We start from the raw sequence: 16,291 nt of genomic DNA on the forward strand, positions 1-16,291 counted from the left end.
AAAAAATATTTTTAGAATCAATACAGTAAAATTACATTTATAAATTAGAATTAACAAAATGACTTTGTTTTGAAATGGGGACAGTTAAAATTATTTATATAAGTTTTGTACCTTTGCACCATGTTATTTTTTAAATAGAAAGATATTAAAAGTTATGAGTCATTCTAATCAGGATATACAAACTAAAAACATCATCATTGCCATTGATGGTTACTCAGGCTGTGGTAAGAGTAGCACTGCAAAAACTGTCGCTTCTCGTTTAAGTTATGCCTATATTGATACAGGAGCTATGTATAGAGCTGTAACACTCTATTTTTATCGTCATCGTATCGAACATACAGACAAAGAACAGGTCAGAAAAGCACTCACTTCTATTTTATTAGAATTTAAGTTTGATGAAGAAACTAAAAGTAGCCATATTTTTTTAAATGGCGAAAATGTAGAATCACTTATTCGTCAAATGCACATTTCAGAGCGTGTAAGTCAGGTAAGTACGATTGCAGAAGTGCGTCATTTCTTGGTGGCACAGCAGCGTTTGATGGGAAATAACAAAGGTATTGTTATGGATGGAAGAGATATCGGAACAGTTGTCTTTCCTAATGCAGAGCTTAAAGTATTTATGACGGCACAAGTGGCTACTAGAGCTTTACGTCGTCAAAAGGAATTGGAAGGTTTAGGACAAAATGTAGAGCTTTCTGAAATCATTAATAATCTTGAAAAGCGAGATTTGATAGATTCTACTCGTCAGGAAAGTCCTCTTCGTAAAGCTGATGATGCTATTGAAATCGATACTACCAATTTAGAATTTGAAGAGCAGGTGGAGAGAGTTTTAGAGTTAATGAATGAAAAAATATTTAAAACTATAAGTTAATGAAAAGCTTGTTCTTTAATACTGTAGCTTCATATGAGGATATGTTAGCTGAAACAGCAGAATTGGTTAAACTAGAAAAAGAGAAAGGTAATGAAATCTATTTTATAGGTTGTAATGCAAGTATAGATCACTGTTTTGCCATCAAAAATAAGGAGTCTCATATCACTTGTATCAAATGTCAATATCAACAAAGAACAATTCTAAAAGATTTACAAATAGGAGAGAAGAATATGTTTTTTTTAAAGAAAAATACAGCCAAACCTTATCCTTTCGAAGCCTCAAAACATATAGAAGAAGTAAAATCTTATACCTATAGAGATATAAATTTAGGAATAGGTATTGCTTCCTCTTTTATTTCTTCTACAAGAGATGTAGATGCCGATATAAAGGACAATAAAGAACTCTTAAAAGCCATAACAAATACAGCCCATACAATAATTGATTCGATAATTCCAATATTTGAGGAGGTAAAACCTGATAAGGTATATTTTTATAATGGAAGAGTTGTAGAGTATAGAACTGTTTTAGAATATTGTAAAAATCAAAATATACCTTTTACCACTTATGAGGTAGGAAGTACAATTAATAAATATACAACTTTTGAAAATACATTGCCTCACGATACTAATTTAAGTGGACAACTTGCAGTAGATTTTACTAATAAAAATCCTAAAGAATCTCAAGAAAAAGGAACAGATTGGTTTATAAACAGAAAACAAGGAAGCGTTGCCAAAGATAAAATAGATATTAATTATATTGGACATCAAAAGAAACATAAATTACCAGAAAGTTTCCAAAAGTATAAAGAAGACGGAAAACATATCATTTCTATTTTTAATTCATCAGAAGATGAAATAGCTTCATTAGGCAATGATATTTGGAAAACGTATGGAAGACAGAGTGATATTATGAATCAAGTAATAGAAGACTTTAATAAAAATAATCCAGACTATGTTTTCTATATCAGAGTACATCCGAATCAAAAAAACTTAATTGATTCAGCTGAAGTTCAAAAAATAATTCAGATACCTCAAAAATATACTAATGTAGAAGTTATTCTTCCAGCCGAAGATATAGATACTTATGCACTTATGAAAGAGAGTGATAAAGTACTTAGCTTTGGGTCTACGACAGGGATAGAAGCAACTTTTTGGGGAAAACCTTCAATAGTATATGGTTCAGCATTTTATAAAAATATTCCAAATGCTGCCTACTTTCCAAGCTCTTTTGAAAATTTGATAGAAACACTAAAAAACAAAACTCTCAAGCCTTTATCTAAAGAAGCTGCAATTATTTATGGTTATTATATTAGCGAAAGAGGAGAGGATTTAAAGCATTATAAATACCCTCTTTTTACAAAAAATAATAGGTTTGAAAGTAAAAAAAATATCAGCTTTCTATATTTAAAAATGTACAATTTTTTAATAAACCATAGTTTTCCAATGCGATTTTTTCCTCAAAAAAAATTCTATAATCTCTTTTTAAGAAAATAATTATTTATATGAAAACGCCTTTGATTTCTATAATTATTCCTTGTTATAATGGAGAACATTTTATAGAAAATGCTATACACTCTTGTATTCAGGAAACATATCAGAATGTAGAAATAATAGTTATTGATGATGGCTCTAAAGATACTTCTAAGAAAGTAGTTGAAAATTTATCACATCAATTATCTCAAATCAAACCTATATTTCAAGAAAACAAAGGTGTTTGTGCTGCCCGAAATGCAGGATTAGAAATTGCTAAAGGAGATTTCTTTATCTTTTTAGATGCTGATGATATTCTACTTCCTAATTCAATTTTTCATCTCGTAGAATTACAAAAAGAGACAAATACTGATGTTGTAGTAGGGCTTACAACACTAAATACAAAGAAAGAACTTTTAAAAAATGATTTTTCTTTTTTTGAATATTTAGACAACCCAATAGCAAGTCTTATAAAAAAATGGTGGCCTATCTCTGCTGTAATGGTAAGAAACAATAAAATAAAATGGGATGAAACCATGAAAGTATGGGAAGTAGTAGATTATTTCTTCAGACTTCTGCTAGAGTATAATTTTTCTTGTACTTTTACAGACTATTACGTCAGCCAAATAAACGACTACGAAAATGAGGATAGAATCACAACAGCTTATAATCATTATGAGCCAATTAATTCAGCAAAGTTTTTTGCTCGTCTTTATCAAATGTTGAAACAAAATAATAAAATTGATTATCAAAAAACAGAAGCTCTTAATTATCAACTTATGAATTTTGTATATCAAGCATTTCAAAACAATTTGACTATTGAAAAATATATCTATCAAAGTATACAAAGAAAACAACTCAAAACAGCTTCCAACTTCAAAAGCACAGGACTAACAGGCTGGTGTTATTTTTTTGGTGTAGAAAAAGGAATGAAATTGTTTTTTCAAGCTAATAAAGTAAAATCATTATTTATAAAATAGTATTACAAAATACTACGAAATCATTTAATTTAAAATACGAACTAATTTTCACTATTCATGACTACAATTTCTCCTTCTAATACAAGCATAAAAAATAAAGCAAAAATGATTGAAAGTTTTGATTGGGTTATACTAGGAGGTGGAGCTGTCATTCAAGAATTCTATATTCCAGTTTTTCAAATTCTACAAACAGATTTAGACCTAAAAGAGAATATATCTATCATAGAACCTTCTGAAAAAGAGCAAGAAAAATTGAATCATTTTGGTGTGAATGTAGTTCAAGAAGATTTTGAAAGCTTTTTGAATAAGTATACTCCAAAGAAAGATAGACCAACATTAGTAATTATTGCATTACCTAATTTTTTGCATTTTAAGGCAATGCAAATCTGTATTGAAAAAGGACTTGATGTTTTGTGTGAAAAACCTCTGACTTTGGATAAAGAGAGTTCTTTAGAGCTTTATGAGCAAGCAAAACAAAAAAATGTAATCGTAGCTGCTGCCATGGTTAGAAGAAAATTAGCAAGTCTGAAATCATTACAGTTTATTGTTGAGAATAATATAATAGGAAATATAAAAGAGATAAAAGTAGCTGATGGAGGAAATTTTGCTTGGGTAGCTGATAGTTATGATTTTTATAATGGAAAAAATGGAGGCGTTCTGGCTGATATGGGTATTCATTATTTGGATATGTTATATAGCCTTTTTGGAGACTTAGAACCTATTGAATATCAAGAAGATTGGAAAGGGAGAACAGAAGCAAATTGTACCTATTCTCTTAAAACAAAAGAAAATGTTCCTGTTACTTTAGAGTTTTCTCGTACACATACGTTAAAAAATAGACTTGAAATAATTGGAGAGAATGGGAAAGCATGGATAGAAAAAGATAATTTTGAAAAAGCATTCTTTCAAAACAAAAAAGATTTATCTATTCGCACACTACGAAATGAAGAGCCTTTTTCAGCTTCTGATCTACTTACTCATACATTTGAAGCTGCCTTTGTACAACAAATTTATGACTTTGCTCAAGCAGTAAAAGCTAAAAAAGAAGGTGAAAAAGAAATTAACTATGTGGATGCTAAGCAAGCCTCAAAAACAGTAGCTTTAGTAGAATGGGCATACAAAAAACGAAATACTTCTACTTCTTTTATAAGTAAAGAGGCTAGTAAATACTTCATTACAGGAGGAACAGGTTTCATAGGAACAGCTTTAATAAATCGTTTGGCAGAAGAAGGACATCAAATCACTGCACCTGTCAGACATTACCGAAATTGTGCTTCTATTTCAAGATGGGAAAATGTAGAAATGCCTCGTCTAAACTTATTAGATTATGAAGCTGTAAAAGAAGCTACAAAAGGAAAAGAGTATATTTTTCATTTGGCAGTAGCTACTGATGGAAGTAATGCCTATGAAGTAAATGTAAATGGAACAAAAAATTTAGTAAAAGCTGCAACAGAAAATGGAGTAAAAGGAATAGTCATTACAAGTACTATGAATGTATATGGATTTCCTACATCACCAGCTACAAATGGAGTTGTCGATGAGTCTTGGAATGATAAAAAAGTAGTTCCTGCGGGGCAAAATTATGGTGCGACTAAAGCTGTTATGCAAAAATGGGCGTTAAACTGGGCAAAAAAACACCCAGAATTACATCTTTCTATCGTAAATCCGACGTGTGTATATGGAGTAGAGGGTAAAACTTATACAACACTGCCTTATTTTTTAAGAGATGTAAATCGTTTTACTTGGATAAACAATGGACAAGGAATTGCAAATTATGTCTATATTGATAATCTTTTAGAAGCAATGTTACTAGCCTTGCATACACCAAAGGCACATGGCGAAAATTATATTATCAATGATGGATATACGACTTGGAAAGAGTTTTTGACTCCTCTTCTATTAGATAAAGCTCAGAATATTCCTTCTCTGACGAAAAATGAACTAGAAAAAGGAAGTTTTACTAAATCAGAAAATCTTATAGTTACAGCCAAAAGTCTGCTTGGAAGTTATGAAATGATGGAAATCATAAATCGTAATCCTTCTTTGAAATCACTCAAAAAAATAGCTTTATCAATTACACCAAACGTAAAGCAAACAGTCTATCAACATAGAGAAAATACAGCAGATTTTACTTCTATAATGAAGCCAAGTGAACCAACTTTCAATCCTCCAAACTGGCTCAATAGTTTATTTGCTGATACTCCAACAAAATTCTCTTCTCAAAAAGCAAAAGACCAATTGAATTGGAATCCAAAAATTGATTTTCAAGAAGGAATGGAACTGACGACAAAATGGCTTAAAGAACAAGTATTTTTAGATGTAGAATAATATTTAAAAAAATGAAAGTAAAACTCATTTCCACAGCCTTTGAATTCTATGACAAAGTCAAGCCTAATCTTTAGAAATTTAGGATAAATTTATGCTGCATTTTGAAATCCTACTCCTTGTCTTTCATAGATTTTGTTATTTTGTACACAAGCTACTACACGTTGAAGTATTTTATTTCGTAAAGCATTCAAAACACTCATTTTATTTTTGCCTTCTTTTATTTTACGTTCATAAAATTCACTTAATTCTCCCCCTTTTACTTTTATAGCAGCTAAAGCACACATATGTAACAATGTTTTAAGTGATTTATCAGCTATTTTTGATACCCTTGGCTTTCCTTTGTGGTTACCTGATGATTTTTCAAAGGGAACAACACCAGCATAACAAGCTAGTTGTTTAGCAGATTTAAACTTTGTAAAACCTTGTGTAACAACAAGTAATTTTATAGCTGTTACATCTCCTACTCCAACAACAGAAGTAGTGAGTCGATAGAGTTCTTTTAATTTCTCATCATTTCTAATTACATTTTTCATGCTTTTTTCTACTGCTATAATTTGTTCTTTTATCTGCTCTACTGGCTTTTGTAGATGTTCTGTTAAGTATTCATTTTGTTGTTCTGTTTCAAATTTTTGAGATTCTTTCCAAAATGTTTCCAGTTGTTTTTTGCATTTGATTAAATTTTTACGAACTAATTGCAATGTTTTTAAGGTCTTAATAGACTGACTTACAGGGGTATACAGTTTGCAACGGTCTTGAAAACGAAAAGCATACAAAGCTATTCTATAGGCATCTTCTTTGTCATTTTTTTCTCTAGTAAAGCCCATAGATTGTTTTATTTGAAGGGCATTCTCTACCCAAACATTCATTTTTTTGTCTAGTAGTGCAGTCAATAAAAAATTTATATATACGCCTGTAGGCTCTAAACAAACTAATAAAAAAGAAATATCTATTTGAGTTTCTAATTTTGCTAAGTAACTCTCTATTGAAGCTAAGTTATTTTTAATTTGCTTTTGGCTTACTATAACACCATCTTTCAATAAAGTACAATCTAAATGATTGCGACTTACATCGATTCCTAAAAAAGTTTGATAAGTTTGCATAAAAAGTTAATTTTAAGTGATTATTTAATAGAGTAGTTCATCAATTAGTCAATCAAACTTAAAACCTTATCTAATGAGGTAATTTTTATTATTTAGAGTAATAAAAGTTCTCCGAATTCTATATAAGTATGCGATTGAATAAATGTAGGTAGGGGCTAATTCAACGGATAGAATCTATGTTCTTGTTGGTGTTACAGGTTCTCTACCTACTTGATGAATACTTAAATACAAGATAAGTATTTCATTCTATTTATCTAGTGCAAACCTAAAGGTTGGTGTTTTAGTGAAACGACACCAACAAAAACACAACCAACTATGAAACTCATTTCTGTTATTATTCCTGCTTATAATTGTGAATCTTTTATAAAAGAAACTTTAGAGAGTGTATTTAATCAAAGTATTGGAATAGAAAATCTAGAAATAATACTGATTAATGATGGCTCAACAGATAATACTCTATCTATTTTAAGAGAATATGAGAAGCAAGATCAAATTACTTTGATAGATACACCTAATAGAGGAGTAAGTGCTGCTAGAGAAACAGGTAGAAATATAGCAAAAGGAGAATATATTCAATATTTGGATAGTGATGATTTGCTTACTTCTCAGAAAATAGAAATTCAATATAAAGCATTGGAAGAAAATCAGGCAGATGTAGCCTATGGAGATTGGCAAAAGTTTTCTGAAAGAAATAATACTAAAACTCTTTTGGATAAAACAGAAAGACAAATAGAAGGAGATGAAGAAGTGGCTCTTTTTACAGACTTTTGGTGTCCTCCTGCGGCTATTTTATATTCTAAATCTATTGTCCATAAAATAGGAAGTTGGAACATGGATTTACCAATCATTCAAGATGCTCGTTATTTTTTAGATGCAGCTATTCATAAAGGTAAATTTGTTTATACTGAGGGAGTAATGGCAGAATATAGAGTCTCAGAAGGAACTTCTTTATCGCAACGCCATGGCGAAGTAAAGTTTGTAAATGATGTTTTTACAAATGCCAAACAAATCCATGAGTTATGGAAAGCAGAACTAGCAACTAGAAAAGATAAAGCAGATGCTATTATTTCTTGTTATAGATATTGTATTCAGGTATTTGGATTGAATGATGAAAAAAGACTTTTCGAAGAAGCAATTTCTAAAATTTATGAAATAGAACCTCATTTTATTCCTCAAAAATCAAAAGGAATGAAATATTTGAGTTCTGTTTTAGGCTACGCAAAGGCTGAAAGATTAGCAAACAAATATCGAAAAGTTAGGGAGAAATAAATTATAAAGTCACTAAAAAAAACGATATTCAAAAAACTATTTAAGTCATGAAAATTGCATTAGGTGTAGGTTATTATTATCCCGATTCTATTGGAGGAACAGAAAAATATGTACACGATTTGGCTACTTATCTTGTTTCTCAAAATATAGAAGTTAGTATTATTGCGCCTAGTTCGTCCGAAGACTGTAAAGCAACAGGAAATTATTCTTATCAAAATAATGATGTAAAAGGAAAAGAATATACAGTATACAGGTTTGAAGTTCCTAAAGAATTAAGCCACGAAGAAATAACAGATAAAGTAATTTGTAGAGGGTGGCAAAATTTTGAAGAGTTATTGAACAAACTAAAACCTGATATTTTTCATTTGCATACACTTTCCACAACACTCAATTATCGTCATCTCAAAATAGCAAAAGAAAAAGGAATCAAAACACTTTTTACGGCACATATCCCAGGTATTATTTGTCCTAAAGGTGATTTTATACAATATCCTAATAAAGTCTGTAATGGGAAACTACACAATTCGACTTGTGGATATTGTTATGCCCAACAGAGACACAAAAATAAAATAGTGGCAGAAGTTACAGGAACGCTTGCTAAATCAAATTTTGTATCTAGTTTATTAGAAAAAAAAATACCTCAATTTAGTATTGTTAGTCAGAAAAAAAACACACTTCAAGAATTAGAAGAAAATACAAATCATATTATTGCAGTTTGTCAGTGGCTCTACAATGCCTTTTTGATAAATAATGTTTCTCCAAATCATTTGAAAATTTGTAGACAAGGAGTAAGTACAAGCTACTTAGCAAGTCAAATTAAAACAGAAAGCGTAGAGCTGCAAGATGATTCTCACAACATCAAAATAGGTTTTATTGGAAGACTAGAACCCATAAAAGGACTTCATATTTTGTTAGATGCCTATGAAAAAGTAGTGAGAGAAAATACAGATATAAAACTTGAACTTCATATTGTAGCCGTCAAGCAAGAGCTTCACCTTGATTATTACAAGCAACTACAAGAACAAATAAAATCTTTGCCTAATATAATTTATCAAGAAAGTCTACCAGCAGAAAAGGTAAGTCTATTTATGGCAAAACTAGACTATCTATGTATTCCTTCTACGTGGCTAGAAACAGGTCCTATTGTAGCTTATGAAGCTTTTGCAAATCAAATTCCGATTATTGGGGCAAATATTGGAGGTTTGGCAGAACTTGTCGAAGATAATAAAACAGGATTTTTGTATGCACACAACAATAATAATGGACTTAAAAATATACTACTAAAAGTAGCTCATCAAACAGAATTAGTTCGTAAACTTAAAAGAAACCTGCAAGCTCCTAGAACTACGAAAGAGGTAGGAAGAGAAATGGTGAAAATATATTTATCTTTGTGAATCTATATTATTTATAAGAAAAAAATGAATAAAGAAAAAATATCAGCAATAGTAAAATTTGTTTTGAAAGATAAATTTTTTTACGTAATATTTTTTGTTGCATTTTTAATGTATGTTTATTTATTGCATCCAGCTTTAGCAGGTAAAAATTTCACAGACATAAAACCACATGCTGGATTTGCCAAACTATGGATAGAACAAGGGTTATCTCATGCTCCTCTAAATTTTTTATACTTTGGTACAATCATAGTATTGGGAGGGTTTTATGCTAATCTTCAATGGTTGGGTTTTGTTTCTGCTATTGTGCTTTCTTTATCATGGGCTGCAAAATATAGCATAAGTAAATGGGTTATAGAAGATTATTTAGTTATTTACAACATAGATACAAAGGTTTTTGATAAGTATATTACTTATTTAGCGATAGGAATATGTTTTGTAGGTCATATTCCATTTAATACCATTTTAAATAGAAATCACTTAAATTTCTATATGGGTGAATTATCTCCTAATACTTGGCATAATTCTACCACTACTTTTATGTTACCCTTTTGTGTGCTTCTGTTTTATTTGGCATATAAAAAAGTCTTTCTGAATCAAAAAGGACTAAATACTTTAATTACTATACTAGCTGTAACTTGTTTTTTTGTCAAACCGAACTTTACTTTATGTTTTTCGCCTATTTATTTTTGTTGTATTTTCTATAAGTATAAATTAACAAAAAACTTTTGGTTGGCTCTACCAGCTTGTATAATCCCTTTTGTCTTATTATTAGTACATTCTATAATATTATTCCACTCCACCTATGGAGGTGATTATGCACAAGCAAACCAACCAAGTATTATATTTTCTCCTTTTTCTGTATGGCAATTGCAACTGGGTAATCCTATATTATCTCCTATACTTTCATTTTTTTCTGTGGCTATATTACCAATTTTATATCTTATTTTTTATAAAAAACGTAGTAGTATAGTGTATTTATCTCTGACTTTTTCTATACTTGCTCTTATTATCTTTATTTTATTTGCAGAAGTACATAATGGTTCTATTGCCCCATCTGGTAATTTTATTTGGCAAGTTACTATGTGCAATTATATTATGTTTTTGGTATTTGGAATAGAGTCTATGAAACGTACCTTAACAGAACCATTAGATTTTAAAAAAATAATTATATGGTTTTTAATAGCTTTGCATAGCATGTCAGGAGTAATGTATATGGGAAGAATATTGGTTAGTAAGTATTACTTTTAAATAGAGGAACAAAATTCATTGTGTATATAACTTAGAGGTTGTTTAAAAAATAAATAAGCAATTAAGTCTTTATTTTTAGTATAACACTTATAAAAATTATATTTTGAAGTTGTTTAAGAATGCAAATTTTTCCTTAGAATTGGATTTGCAAACCTAATTCTAAGGAAAAATAAACTAGCTTTTGTTGGTGTTTTAGCGTAGTGACATCAACAAATACACGTATTCTATTCTTAAATAACTTCTTTATATAAAGAGTGCTAGAACTCGTAGAGGATAAAAAATGGAGTCTTATAATTTAATGCTATAGATTTCTAAAAAAACACTAAAAATAGCAACATAGCCAAAATTAATCTCTACTTTGAGAGAAATATAAAGTCCTCTAAAACTACTAAAGAAGTAGGCAAAGAGACTAAATATATATCAAAAAATAAGTGAAGTAAACGATGGAAAATAAAGAGAGTAAAAAAGTAAAAGTTATACATGCCCACCCAGGAGCTGGTATTTTTGTAAGACAATCAGCTTTGTCTTATCTAGAAAATGATATGCTAGAGTATTTCTTGACTACTTTTGTATCTCATGAAAAATATTTTCTATCCAATTTTATTACAAAAATAGTTCCCCAGCTCAAAAGAGATATAAGTCGGAAAGCAATTAATGAATTACCTTTCGAAAAACTAAAATTATATCCTTACAGAGAATTAATTCGCCTTTTTTCAAGTCGTTATGCTTCTCCTATGGTTACTCATCATATTTGGGAGTGGTCAGAACTTGCCTTTGATAATTGGGTAGCAAGTGTAATTGCACAAGAGTCTAAAAAACAAAAAATTGATGCAATTCATGTCTATGAACATGCTGCTCTATCTAGTCTTCAAAAAGCAAAGCAAAAAGGAATCTTTACTATTTTCGAACAACCTAGCCAGCACCATTCTTTCTTTGCTCCCATTGTTAAACAACAGCTAGAAAAGTATCCTGAACTACAATCTGATGAAACTAATATTTTAGTAGATAAAAAATATGATAAGTACAATCAGCGAAAAGATGAAGAGCTTCAGTTAGCTGATTTAGTAATCTGTAATTCGTCTTTTACTAAGCGTACTCTTATTGCTGCTGATATTGATGATAAAAAAATACAAGTTATTCCTCATGGATTTCCCAAAATTTTAACAGAAATAAATACAGATAATAAATCAAAATTAGGAGCAACAAAGCAAAAACCAGTTATTTTTCTAAATGCAGGAACTCAAAATCTTCGGAAAGGTGTACATTTGTTGTATAATGCGTGGCGAAAAGCAAATTTTTCATCACAAGAAGCGGAATTGTGGCTCATTGGCAGAAGCTCTTTGCCTAAAAATCTGACACACGACTTACAAGGAAGTGTCAAGATTAAAGATAGCATTCCTAGAGATGAATTGATGCAACTTTATAAAGAAGCTGATGTTTTTGTACTGCCTACTTTAGCTGATGGTTTTGCCATGGTTATTTCTGAATCTATGTCGCAAGGTGTACCTGTAATTACTACTCAAAACAGTATGGCACCTGATTTTATAACACATCAAAAAAATGGCTGGATTGTGCCAGTAGGAGATGAAGATGCTTTATTACAACAAATGAAATGGTGTGTAGAAAACAGAAATTTGCTTCCCAAAATAGGCTATGAAGCCATACAAACAGCCAAAAATTGGCAGTGGGAAAATTTTAGAAACAAAACAGCTACAACAGTAAAAGAACAGATTTTGATTCATCATGACAAACAAAGAACTAAATAATACAAAAAAACATATTTGCTTTATTTCGGCAGGACATCTTTCTTCTAATCCTAGATTAATCAAAGAGGCTACTTTAGCTACTCAAAAAGGATATACTGTTTCTATTGTGTCTATCCAAACACTAGAAAAATTAGTGCCTTTCGAAAACCAACTCTTAGCTCAAAATCCGTCTTGGCAAACCTATATTTATCCGTTCTACAAAAAGAAATTACTTTATATTTTTGGAACACTTTGTCATCATATAGCCAAACTAGCACCAAGTTTAGCAAATTCTTTTGAGTATGGAAAAATAAGTATAAATACTCCTTTTTGGCTTCCTTTTTACACTTTATTGAAGAATATAAAAGCTAATATGTATATTAATCATAATATTTATCTTACACCATTAGTCTATAAAGTAGCACAAAAAAATAAGGCAAAATTTGCAATAGATATCGAAGATGCGTACGCTTTTATTACAGCTAAAATACTAAAAGAAGGAGAAAAGAATATTATAGATATAGAAAAAAAATATTTTCCAAAAGCTGATTATATTACGGCTGCAAGCCCTTTATATGTAGATTTTTATAATAACCTCTATCAAAATCTACCTATAATCACTCCAATATTAAATGTTTTTGAGGATATAAAAGATGCAGAACGTAAAGAATATAAAGACCGAAAAAACACTAATAATTTATCTCTCTATTGGTTTTCTCAAACTACAGGAAAGGGAAGAGGTATCGAACAGGTCATTGAAGCATTAAATTTATTAGATAGAAATGATATAGAATTACATTTGAGAGGAGAGACAAATCAAGAAACAATAACCTATTTTCTTTCTTTAGCTAAAACAAAAAATGTAAAGCAAAATATCTTCTTTCATGAGTTAGTTTCAAACCAAGAACTTGCTTTCAGAACAGCAGAACATGATGTAGGACTAGCGTTAGAACTTATAGAAACTGTAAATAGAGATTTGTGTATTACAAACAAAATTTTTCAATATATAAATACAGGTTTAACTATTTTGGCTTCTGATACAAAGGCTCAAAAATGGATTATGGCAAAACATACTGAAATTGGTTTTTTGATAGATATTCAAAACACAAAAGATTTTGCTCATAAAATAGAGTTACTAGCCAATAGCAAACAGAATAAAGAAAATACCTTATTAGAAAATCAAAAAAGAGCTTCTAAAAAACTCTCTGAAACCAAATATAATTGGACTATTGAAGGGCAAAAATTTATACAACTACTAGAAAAGACTTTGAATTAATAGCATAAAATGAAAAACCTTCTTATTATTTCTCCTACTTTTGTTCCTAATAATGCTGTCGATATGCATCGTGTTCGACAAGGTGTAAATTATTGGAAAGACTTTGGCTGGAATCCGATTATAGTAGGTGTAGAGCCTAATTTTACAGAATTTCCAAAAGAAGAAATTTTGCTGAAAACTATTCCTAATGATTTAGAAATTCATCATGTAAAAGCATTTTCTACCAAATATACACGAAAAGTAGGTTTAGGCGATTTGGCTTTGCGTTCTATGTACTTCTATAGAAAAAAAGTAAATCAGATTATCAGACAAAAGAGAAAAGAAGGAAATCCAATTGAACTTATTTATTTTTCTACCACCATGTTTGCTGTTTGTGTTTTGGGAGCATATTGGAAAAAAAAGTTTGATGTTCCTTATATAATTGATATGCAAGACCCTTGGCATTCAGAGTATTATCTGTCTCGTCCAAAATCTGAACGTCCTGCAAAGTTTTGGTTTTCGTATCGTTTACATAAATTCCTTGAACCGATTGCTATGAAAAAAGTAAATGGTATCGTTTCAGTTTCGGAAGGATATTGCAAGACATTACAAGAACGCTATCAAAATATTACACCTCATAATTGTATCACACTTCCTTTTGGAGCTTTTGATAAAGATTTTGAAGTAGCTGCTACTTTAGAATATCAAAACCCATTTTTTACTCAAAATGAAGGAAATATCAATTTAGTATATGCAGGTGTAGCAGGCGAGTATATGCGAACTTCATCAAGTATTCTTTTTGAAGTAATTAAAAAAGGATTAATAGAGAAAAAAGAGCTTTATTCGAAATTAAAACTTTATTTTATTGGTACAAATTATGACCCTTTAAATCCTGTTCCTAGACTTCTGCCTATTGCCAAAGAATTTGGATTAGAGAGCATTGTAAACGAACATGTAAAGCGAATAGATTACCTAAAGGTATTAAACATTTTGCAAAAAGCTGACGGACTTTTGATATTTGGAACTATTGATAAAGATTATACTGCTTCAAAACTGTATCCTTATATTCTTTCTAAAAAACCAATCTGTGCTGTTTTTTATGAAAAAAGTAGTGCTGTTACTATTCTCCGAAAGACAAATGCTGGAGTAGTAATTCCTTTTTTAGAAGAAAAGTATAACCAAGAAAAAATAAATGAAGCCTATCAAATTTTTACTGATTTTTTAGGAAATATTGTCCAAAAACCAAAAACCAATTGGCAAGAATTTGAACCTTATACAGCTAAAGAAATGACAAGAAAACAAGCTGAATTTTTTGATAAAATAATAAACTAGCAAACACTTTAACGAAGTGACTTAAAAAAATATGAAAAAACTAGCCATTATTACCACTCATCCAATTCAGTATTATGCACCTATTTTCAAATTGCTTTCTGATCGAAAAAAGATAGAAATCTGTGTCTTTTATACGTGGGGAAAAGATGCCTTAAAAGATAAATTTGATAAAGGTTTTGGCAAAAAAATAGAATGGGATATTCCTCTTTTGGAAGGATATAAGTATCAGTTTTTAGAAAACATAGCAGAAGATAAAGGCTCACATCACTTTAAAGGAATTGATAACCCAATTATTATTCAAGAAATTAAAAACTATAATCCTGATGCAATTTTGGTTTTTGGTTGGAGCTATAAAAGTCATTTGAAAGTTATTCGTCATTTCAAAAATAAAACTCCTATTTGGTTTCGTGGCGATTCTCATCTATTAGATGAAATTTCATTTCCAAAAAAGATAGCTCGTAAAGTCTTTCTTACTTGGCTCTATTCTCATATTGATAAAGCATTTTTTGTCGGAACAAATAATAAAAATTACTACCAACAGGCAGCATTAAATGACAAAAAACTCACTTTTGCTCCACACGCCATCGACAACTCTCGCTTTAAGCCAACAGAAAAAAACACAGAATTAGCAAAACAATGGAGAAAAGAATTAGGGATAAAAGAAACTGAATTAGTATGGCTTTTTGCAGGAAAATTTGAACCCAAAAAATCACCTCTATTACTTTTAGAAGCATTTATTCAAAGGCAAAATGAAAAAAAAGAGCAAGAAAAAAATAAAGAATATTTGATTTTCTTAGGAAATGGAGAATTAGAAAACGAACTAAAACAAAAATCAGAATCATATCAAAATATTTATTTTTTGCCTTTTCAGAATCAATCTAAAATGCCAATTGTTTATCTGTTGTGTGATGTGTTTGTGCTTCCTTCAAAAGGTGCTGGCGAAACTTGGGGGCTTGCCATCAATGAGGCAATGGCAGCCAAAAAAGCAGTTATTGCCAGTACAAAAGTAGGTTGTGCAGTAGATTTGATTCAATCAGACAAAGAAAATAATGAAAATGGTTTTGTTTTTCAAAGTGAAAATATAGAATCTTTGAAAGAAGCTATGAATAAAATTAAATCGCAACAACAAGCAAAAGAAATGGGTGAAATATCTTATCAAATTATTCAAAATTGGTCGTTTGAGAAAATTGCTGAAAAATTAGAAGATTCTTTTTTTTAATTTTTTTTAAAATTTACAGATTATTTTTTAAATAAAACCTTACTTTTGTAGTTCTTAATTTATTTATCAAAAAAGTTTCAT

12 protein-coding genes are annotated in these 16,291 nt (G+C 30.0%); 11 read left to right on the forward strand and 1 reads right to left on the reverse strand.

Annotated elements, in window-relative coordinates:
* Positions 1 to 154 precede the first annotated feature (154 nt).
* Genes cmk through V9L05_RS11975 form a run of 4 tightly spaced genes read left to right on the forward strand, consistent with a single transcriptional unit; the run spans position 155 to position 5,648 of the window.
* Positions 155 to 871, forward strand: a complete 717-nt coding sequence (gene cmk / locus V9L05_RS11960) for a (d)CMP kinase (protein WP_338793018.1) — start codon at positions 155 to 157, stop codon at positions 869 to 871.
* Positions 871 to 2,364, forward strand: a complete 1,494-nt coding sequence (locus V9L05_RS11965) for a hypothetical protein (RefSeq protein WP_338812105.1) — start codon at positions 871 to 873, stop codon at positions 2,362 to 2,364. The genes cmk and V9L05_RS11965 overlap by 1 nt, the downstream gene beginning before the upstream one ends.
* Positions 2,365 to 2,372: 8 nt before the next feature.
* The gene (locus tag V9L05_RS11970) at positions 2,373 to 3,320 is read left to right on the forward strand and encodes a glycosyltransferase family 2 protein (protein WP_338793016.1); all 948 of its coding nucleotides are present in this window, start codon (positions 2,373 to 2,375) and stop codon (positions 3,318 to 3,320) included.
* Positions 3,321 to 3,377: 57 nt separating this feature from the next.
* On the forward strand, positions 3,378 to 5,648 hold the full coding sequence (locus V9L05_RS11975) for an NAD-dependent epimerase/dehydratase family protein (RefSeq protein ID WP_338812106.1): 2,271 nt from the start codon (positions 3,378 to 3,380) through the stop codon (positions 5,646 to 5,648).
* Between the two features lie 89 nt (positions 5,649 to 5,737).
* Here the strand turns inward: V9L05_RS11975 and V9L05_RS11980 are convergent, their stop codons facing one another.
* Positions 5,738 to 6,748 carry an IS110 family transposase gene (locus tag V9L05_RS11980; protein WP_338789949.1) on the reverse strand — a complete coding sequence of 337 codons (1,011 nt, stop codon included), beginning with the start codon at positions 6,746 to 6,748 and terminating at the stop codon, positions 5,738 to 5,740.
* Between the two features lie 315 nt (positions 6,749 to 7,063).
* Between V9L05_RS11980 and V9L05_RS11985 the strand changes: the two genes are divergently transcribed.
* From V9L05_RS11985 to V9L05_RS12015, 7 genes are all read left to right on the forward strand, one after another.
* Positions 7,064 to 8,017, forward strand: coding sequence for a glycosyltransferase family 2 protein (locus tag V9L05_RS11985; protein ID WP_338812107.1), 954 nt, complete (start codon positions 7,064 to 7,066; stop codon positions 8,015 to 8,017).
* A 47-nt stretch (positions 8,018 to 8,064) separates the two neighbouring features.
* Positions 8,065 to 9,411: a glycosyltransferase gene (locus V9L05_RS11990; RefSeq protein WP_338812108.1), complete on the forward strand. Its 1,347-nt coding sequence runs from the start codon at positions 8,065 to 8,067 to the stop codon at positions 9,409 to 9,411.
* A 24-nt stretch (positions 9,412 to 9,435) separates the two neighbouring features.
* Positions 9,436 to 10,659 (forward strand): hypothetical protein, encoded by a 1,224-nt coding sequence (locus V9L05_RS11995; RefSeq protein ID WP_338812109.1) that lies wholly within the window; start codon positions 9,436 to 9,438, stop codon positions 10,657 to 10,659.
* A gap of 443 nt (positions 10,660 to 11,102) precedes the next feature.
* Positions 11,103 to 12,425, forward strand: coding sequence for a glycosyltransferase (locus tag V9L05_RS12000; RefSeq protein ID WP_338812111.1), 1,323 nt, complete (start codon positions 11,103 to 11,105; stop codon positions 12,423 to 12,425).
* A complete protein-coding gene (locus V9L05_RS12005; protein WP_338812113.1) occupies positions 12,403 to 13,680 on the forward strand; it encodes a hypothetical protein in 1,278 nt (425 codons plus the stop codon). Before V9L05_RS12000 ends, V9L05_RS12005 begins: the two co-directional genes overlap by 23 nt.
* Before the next feature lie 9 nt (positions 13,681 to 13,689).
* Positions 13,690 to 14,991, forward strand: coding sequence for a hypothetical protein (locus V9L05_RS12010; protein ID WP_338812114.1), 1,302 nt, complete (start codon positions 13,690 to 13,692; stop codon positions 14,989 to 14,991).
* A 31-nt stretch (positions 14,992 to 15,022) separates the two neighbouring features.
* Positions 15,023 to 16,210 (forward strand): glycosyltransferase family 4 protein, encoded by a 1,188-nt coding sequence (locus V9L05_RS12015; RefSeq protein ID WP_338793008.1) that lies wholly within the window; start codon positions 15,023 to 15,025, stop codon positions 16,208 to 16,210.
* Positions 16,211 to 16,291 lie beyond the last annotated feature (81 nt).

The organism is Bernardetia sp. Wsw4-3y2 (assembly GCF_037126295.1).
GTDB lineage: Bacteria > Bacteroidota > Bacteroidia > Cytophagales > Bernardetiaceae > Bernardetia.

What these genes read in the sequence shown, in the direction of transcription:
- V9L05_RS11985 (WP_338812107.1), top strand. Translation starts at nt 7,064, where the DNA reads ATGAAACTCATTTCTGTTATTATTCCTGCTTATAATTGTGAATCTTTT.
- V9L05_RS12010 (WP_338812114.1), top strand. Translation starts at nt 13,690, where the DNA reads ATGAAAAACCTTCTTATTATTTCTCCTACTTTTGTTCCTAATAATGCT.
- V9L05_RS11965 (WP_338812105.1), top strand. Translation starts at nt 871, where the DNA reads ATGAAAAGCTTGTTCTTTAATACTGTAGCTTCATATGAGGATATGTTA.
- V9L05_RS12015 (WP_338793008.1), top strand. Translation starts at nt 15,023, where the DNA reads ATGAAAAAACTAGCCATTATTACCACTCATCCAATTCAGTATTATGCA.
- V9L05_RS11975 (WP_338812106.1), top strand. Translation starts at nt 3,378, where the DNA reads ATGACTACAATTTCTCCTTCTAATACAAGCATAAAAAATAAAGCAAAA.
- V9L05_RS12000 (WP_338812111.1), top strand. Translation starts at nt 11,103, where the DNA reads ATGGAAAATAAAGAGAGTAAAAAAGTAAAAGTTATACATGCCCACCCA.
- V9L05_RS12005 (WP_338812113.1), top strand. Translation starts at nt 12,403, where the DNA reads ATGACAAACAAAGAACTAAATAATACAAAAAAACATATTTGCTTTATT.
- V9L05_RS11990 (WP_338812108.1), top strand. Translation starts at nt 8,065, where the DNA reads ATGAAAATTGCATTAGGTGTAGGTTATTATTATCCCGATTCTATTGGA.
- V9L05_RS11980 (WP_338789949.1), bottom strand. Translation starts at nt 6,748, where the DNA reads ATGCAAACTTATCAAACTTTTTTAGGAATCGATGTAAGTCGCAATCAT.
- V9L05_RS11995 (WP_338812109.1), top strand. Translation starts at nt 9,436, where the DNA reads ATGAATAAAGAAAAAATATCAGCAATAGTAAAATTTGTTTTGAAAGAT.
- cmk (WP_338793018.1), top strand. Translation starts at nt 155, where the DNA reads ATGAGTCATTCTAATCAGGATATACAAACTAAAAACATCATCATTGCC.
- V9L05_RS11970 (WP_338793016.1), top strand. Translation starts at nt 2,373, where the DNA reads ATGAAAACGCCTTTGATTTCTATAATTATTCCTTGTTATAATGGAGAA.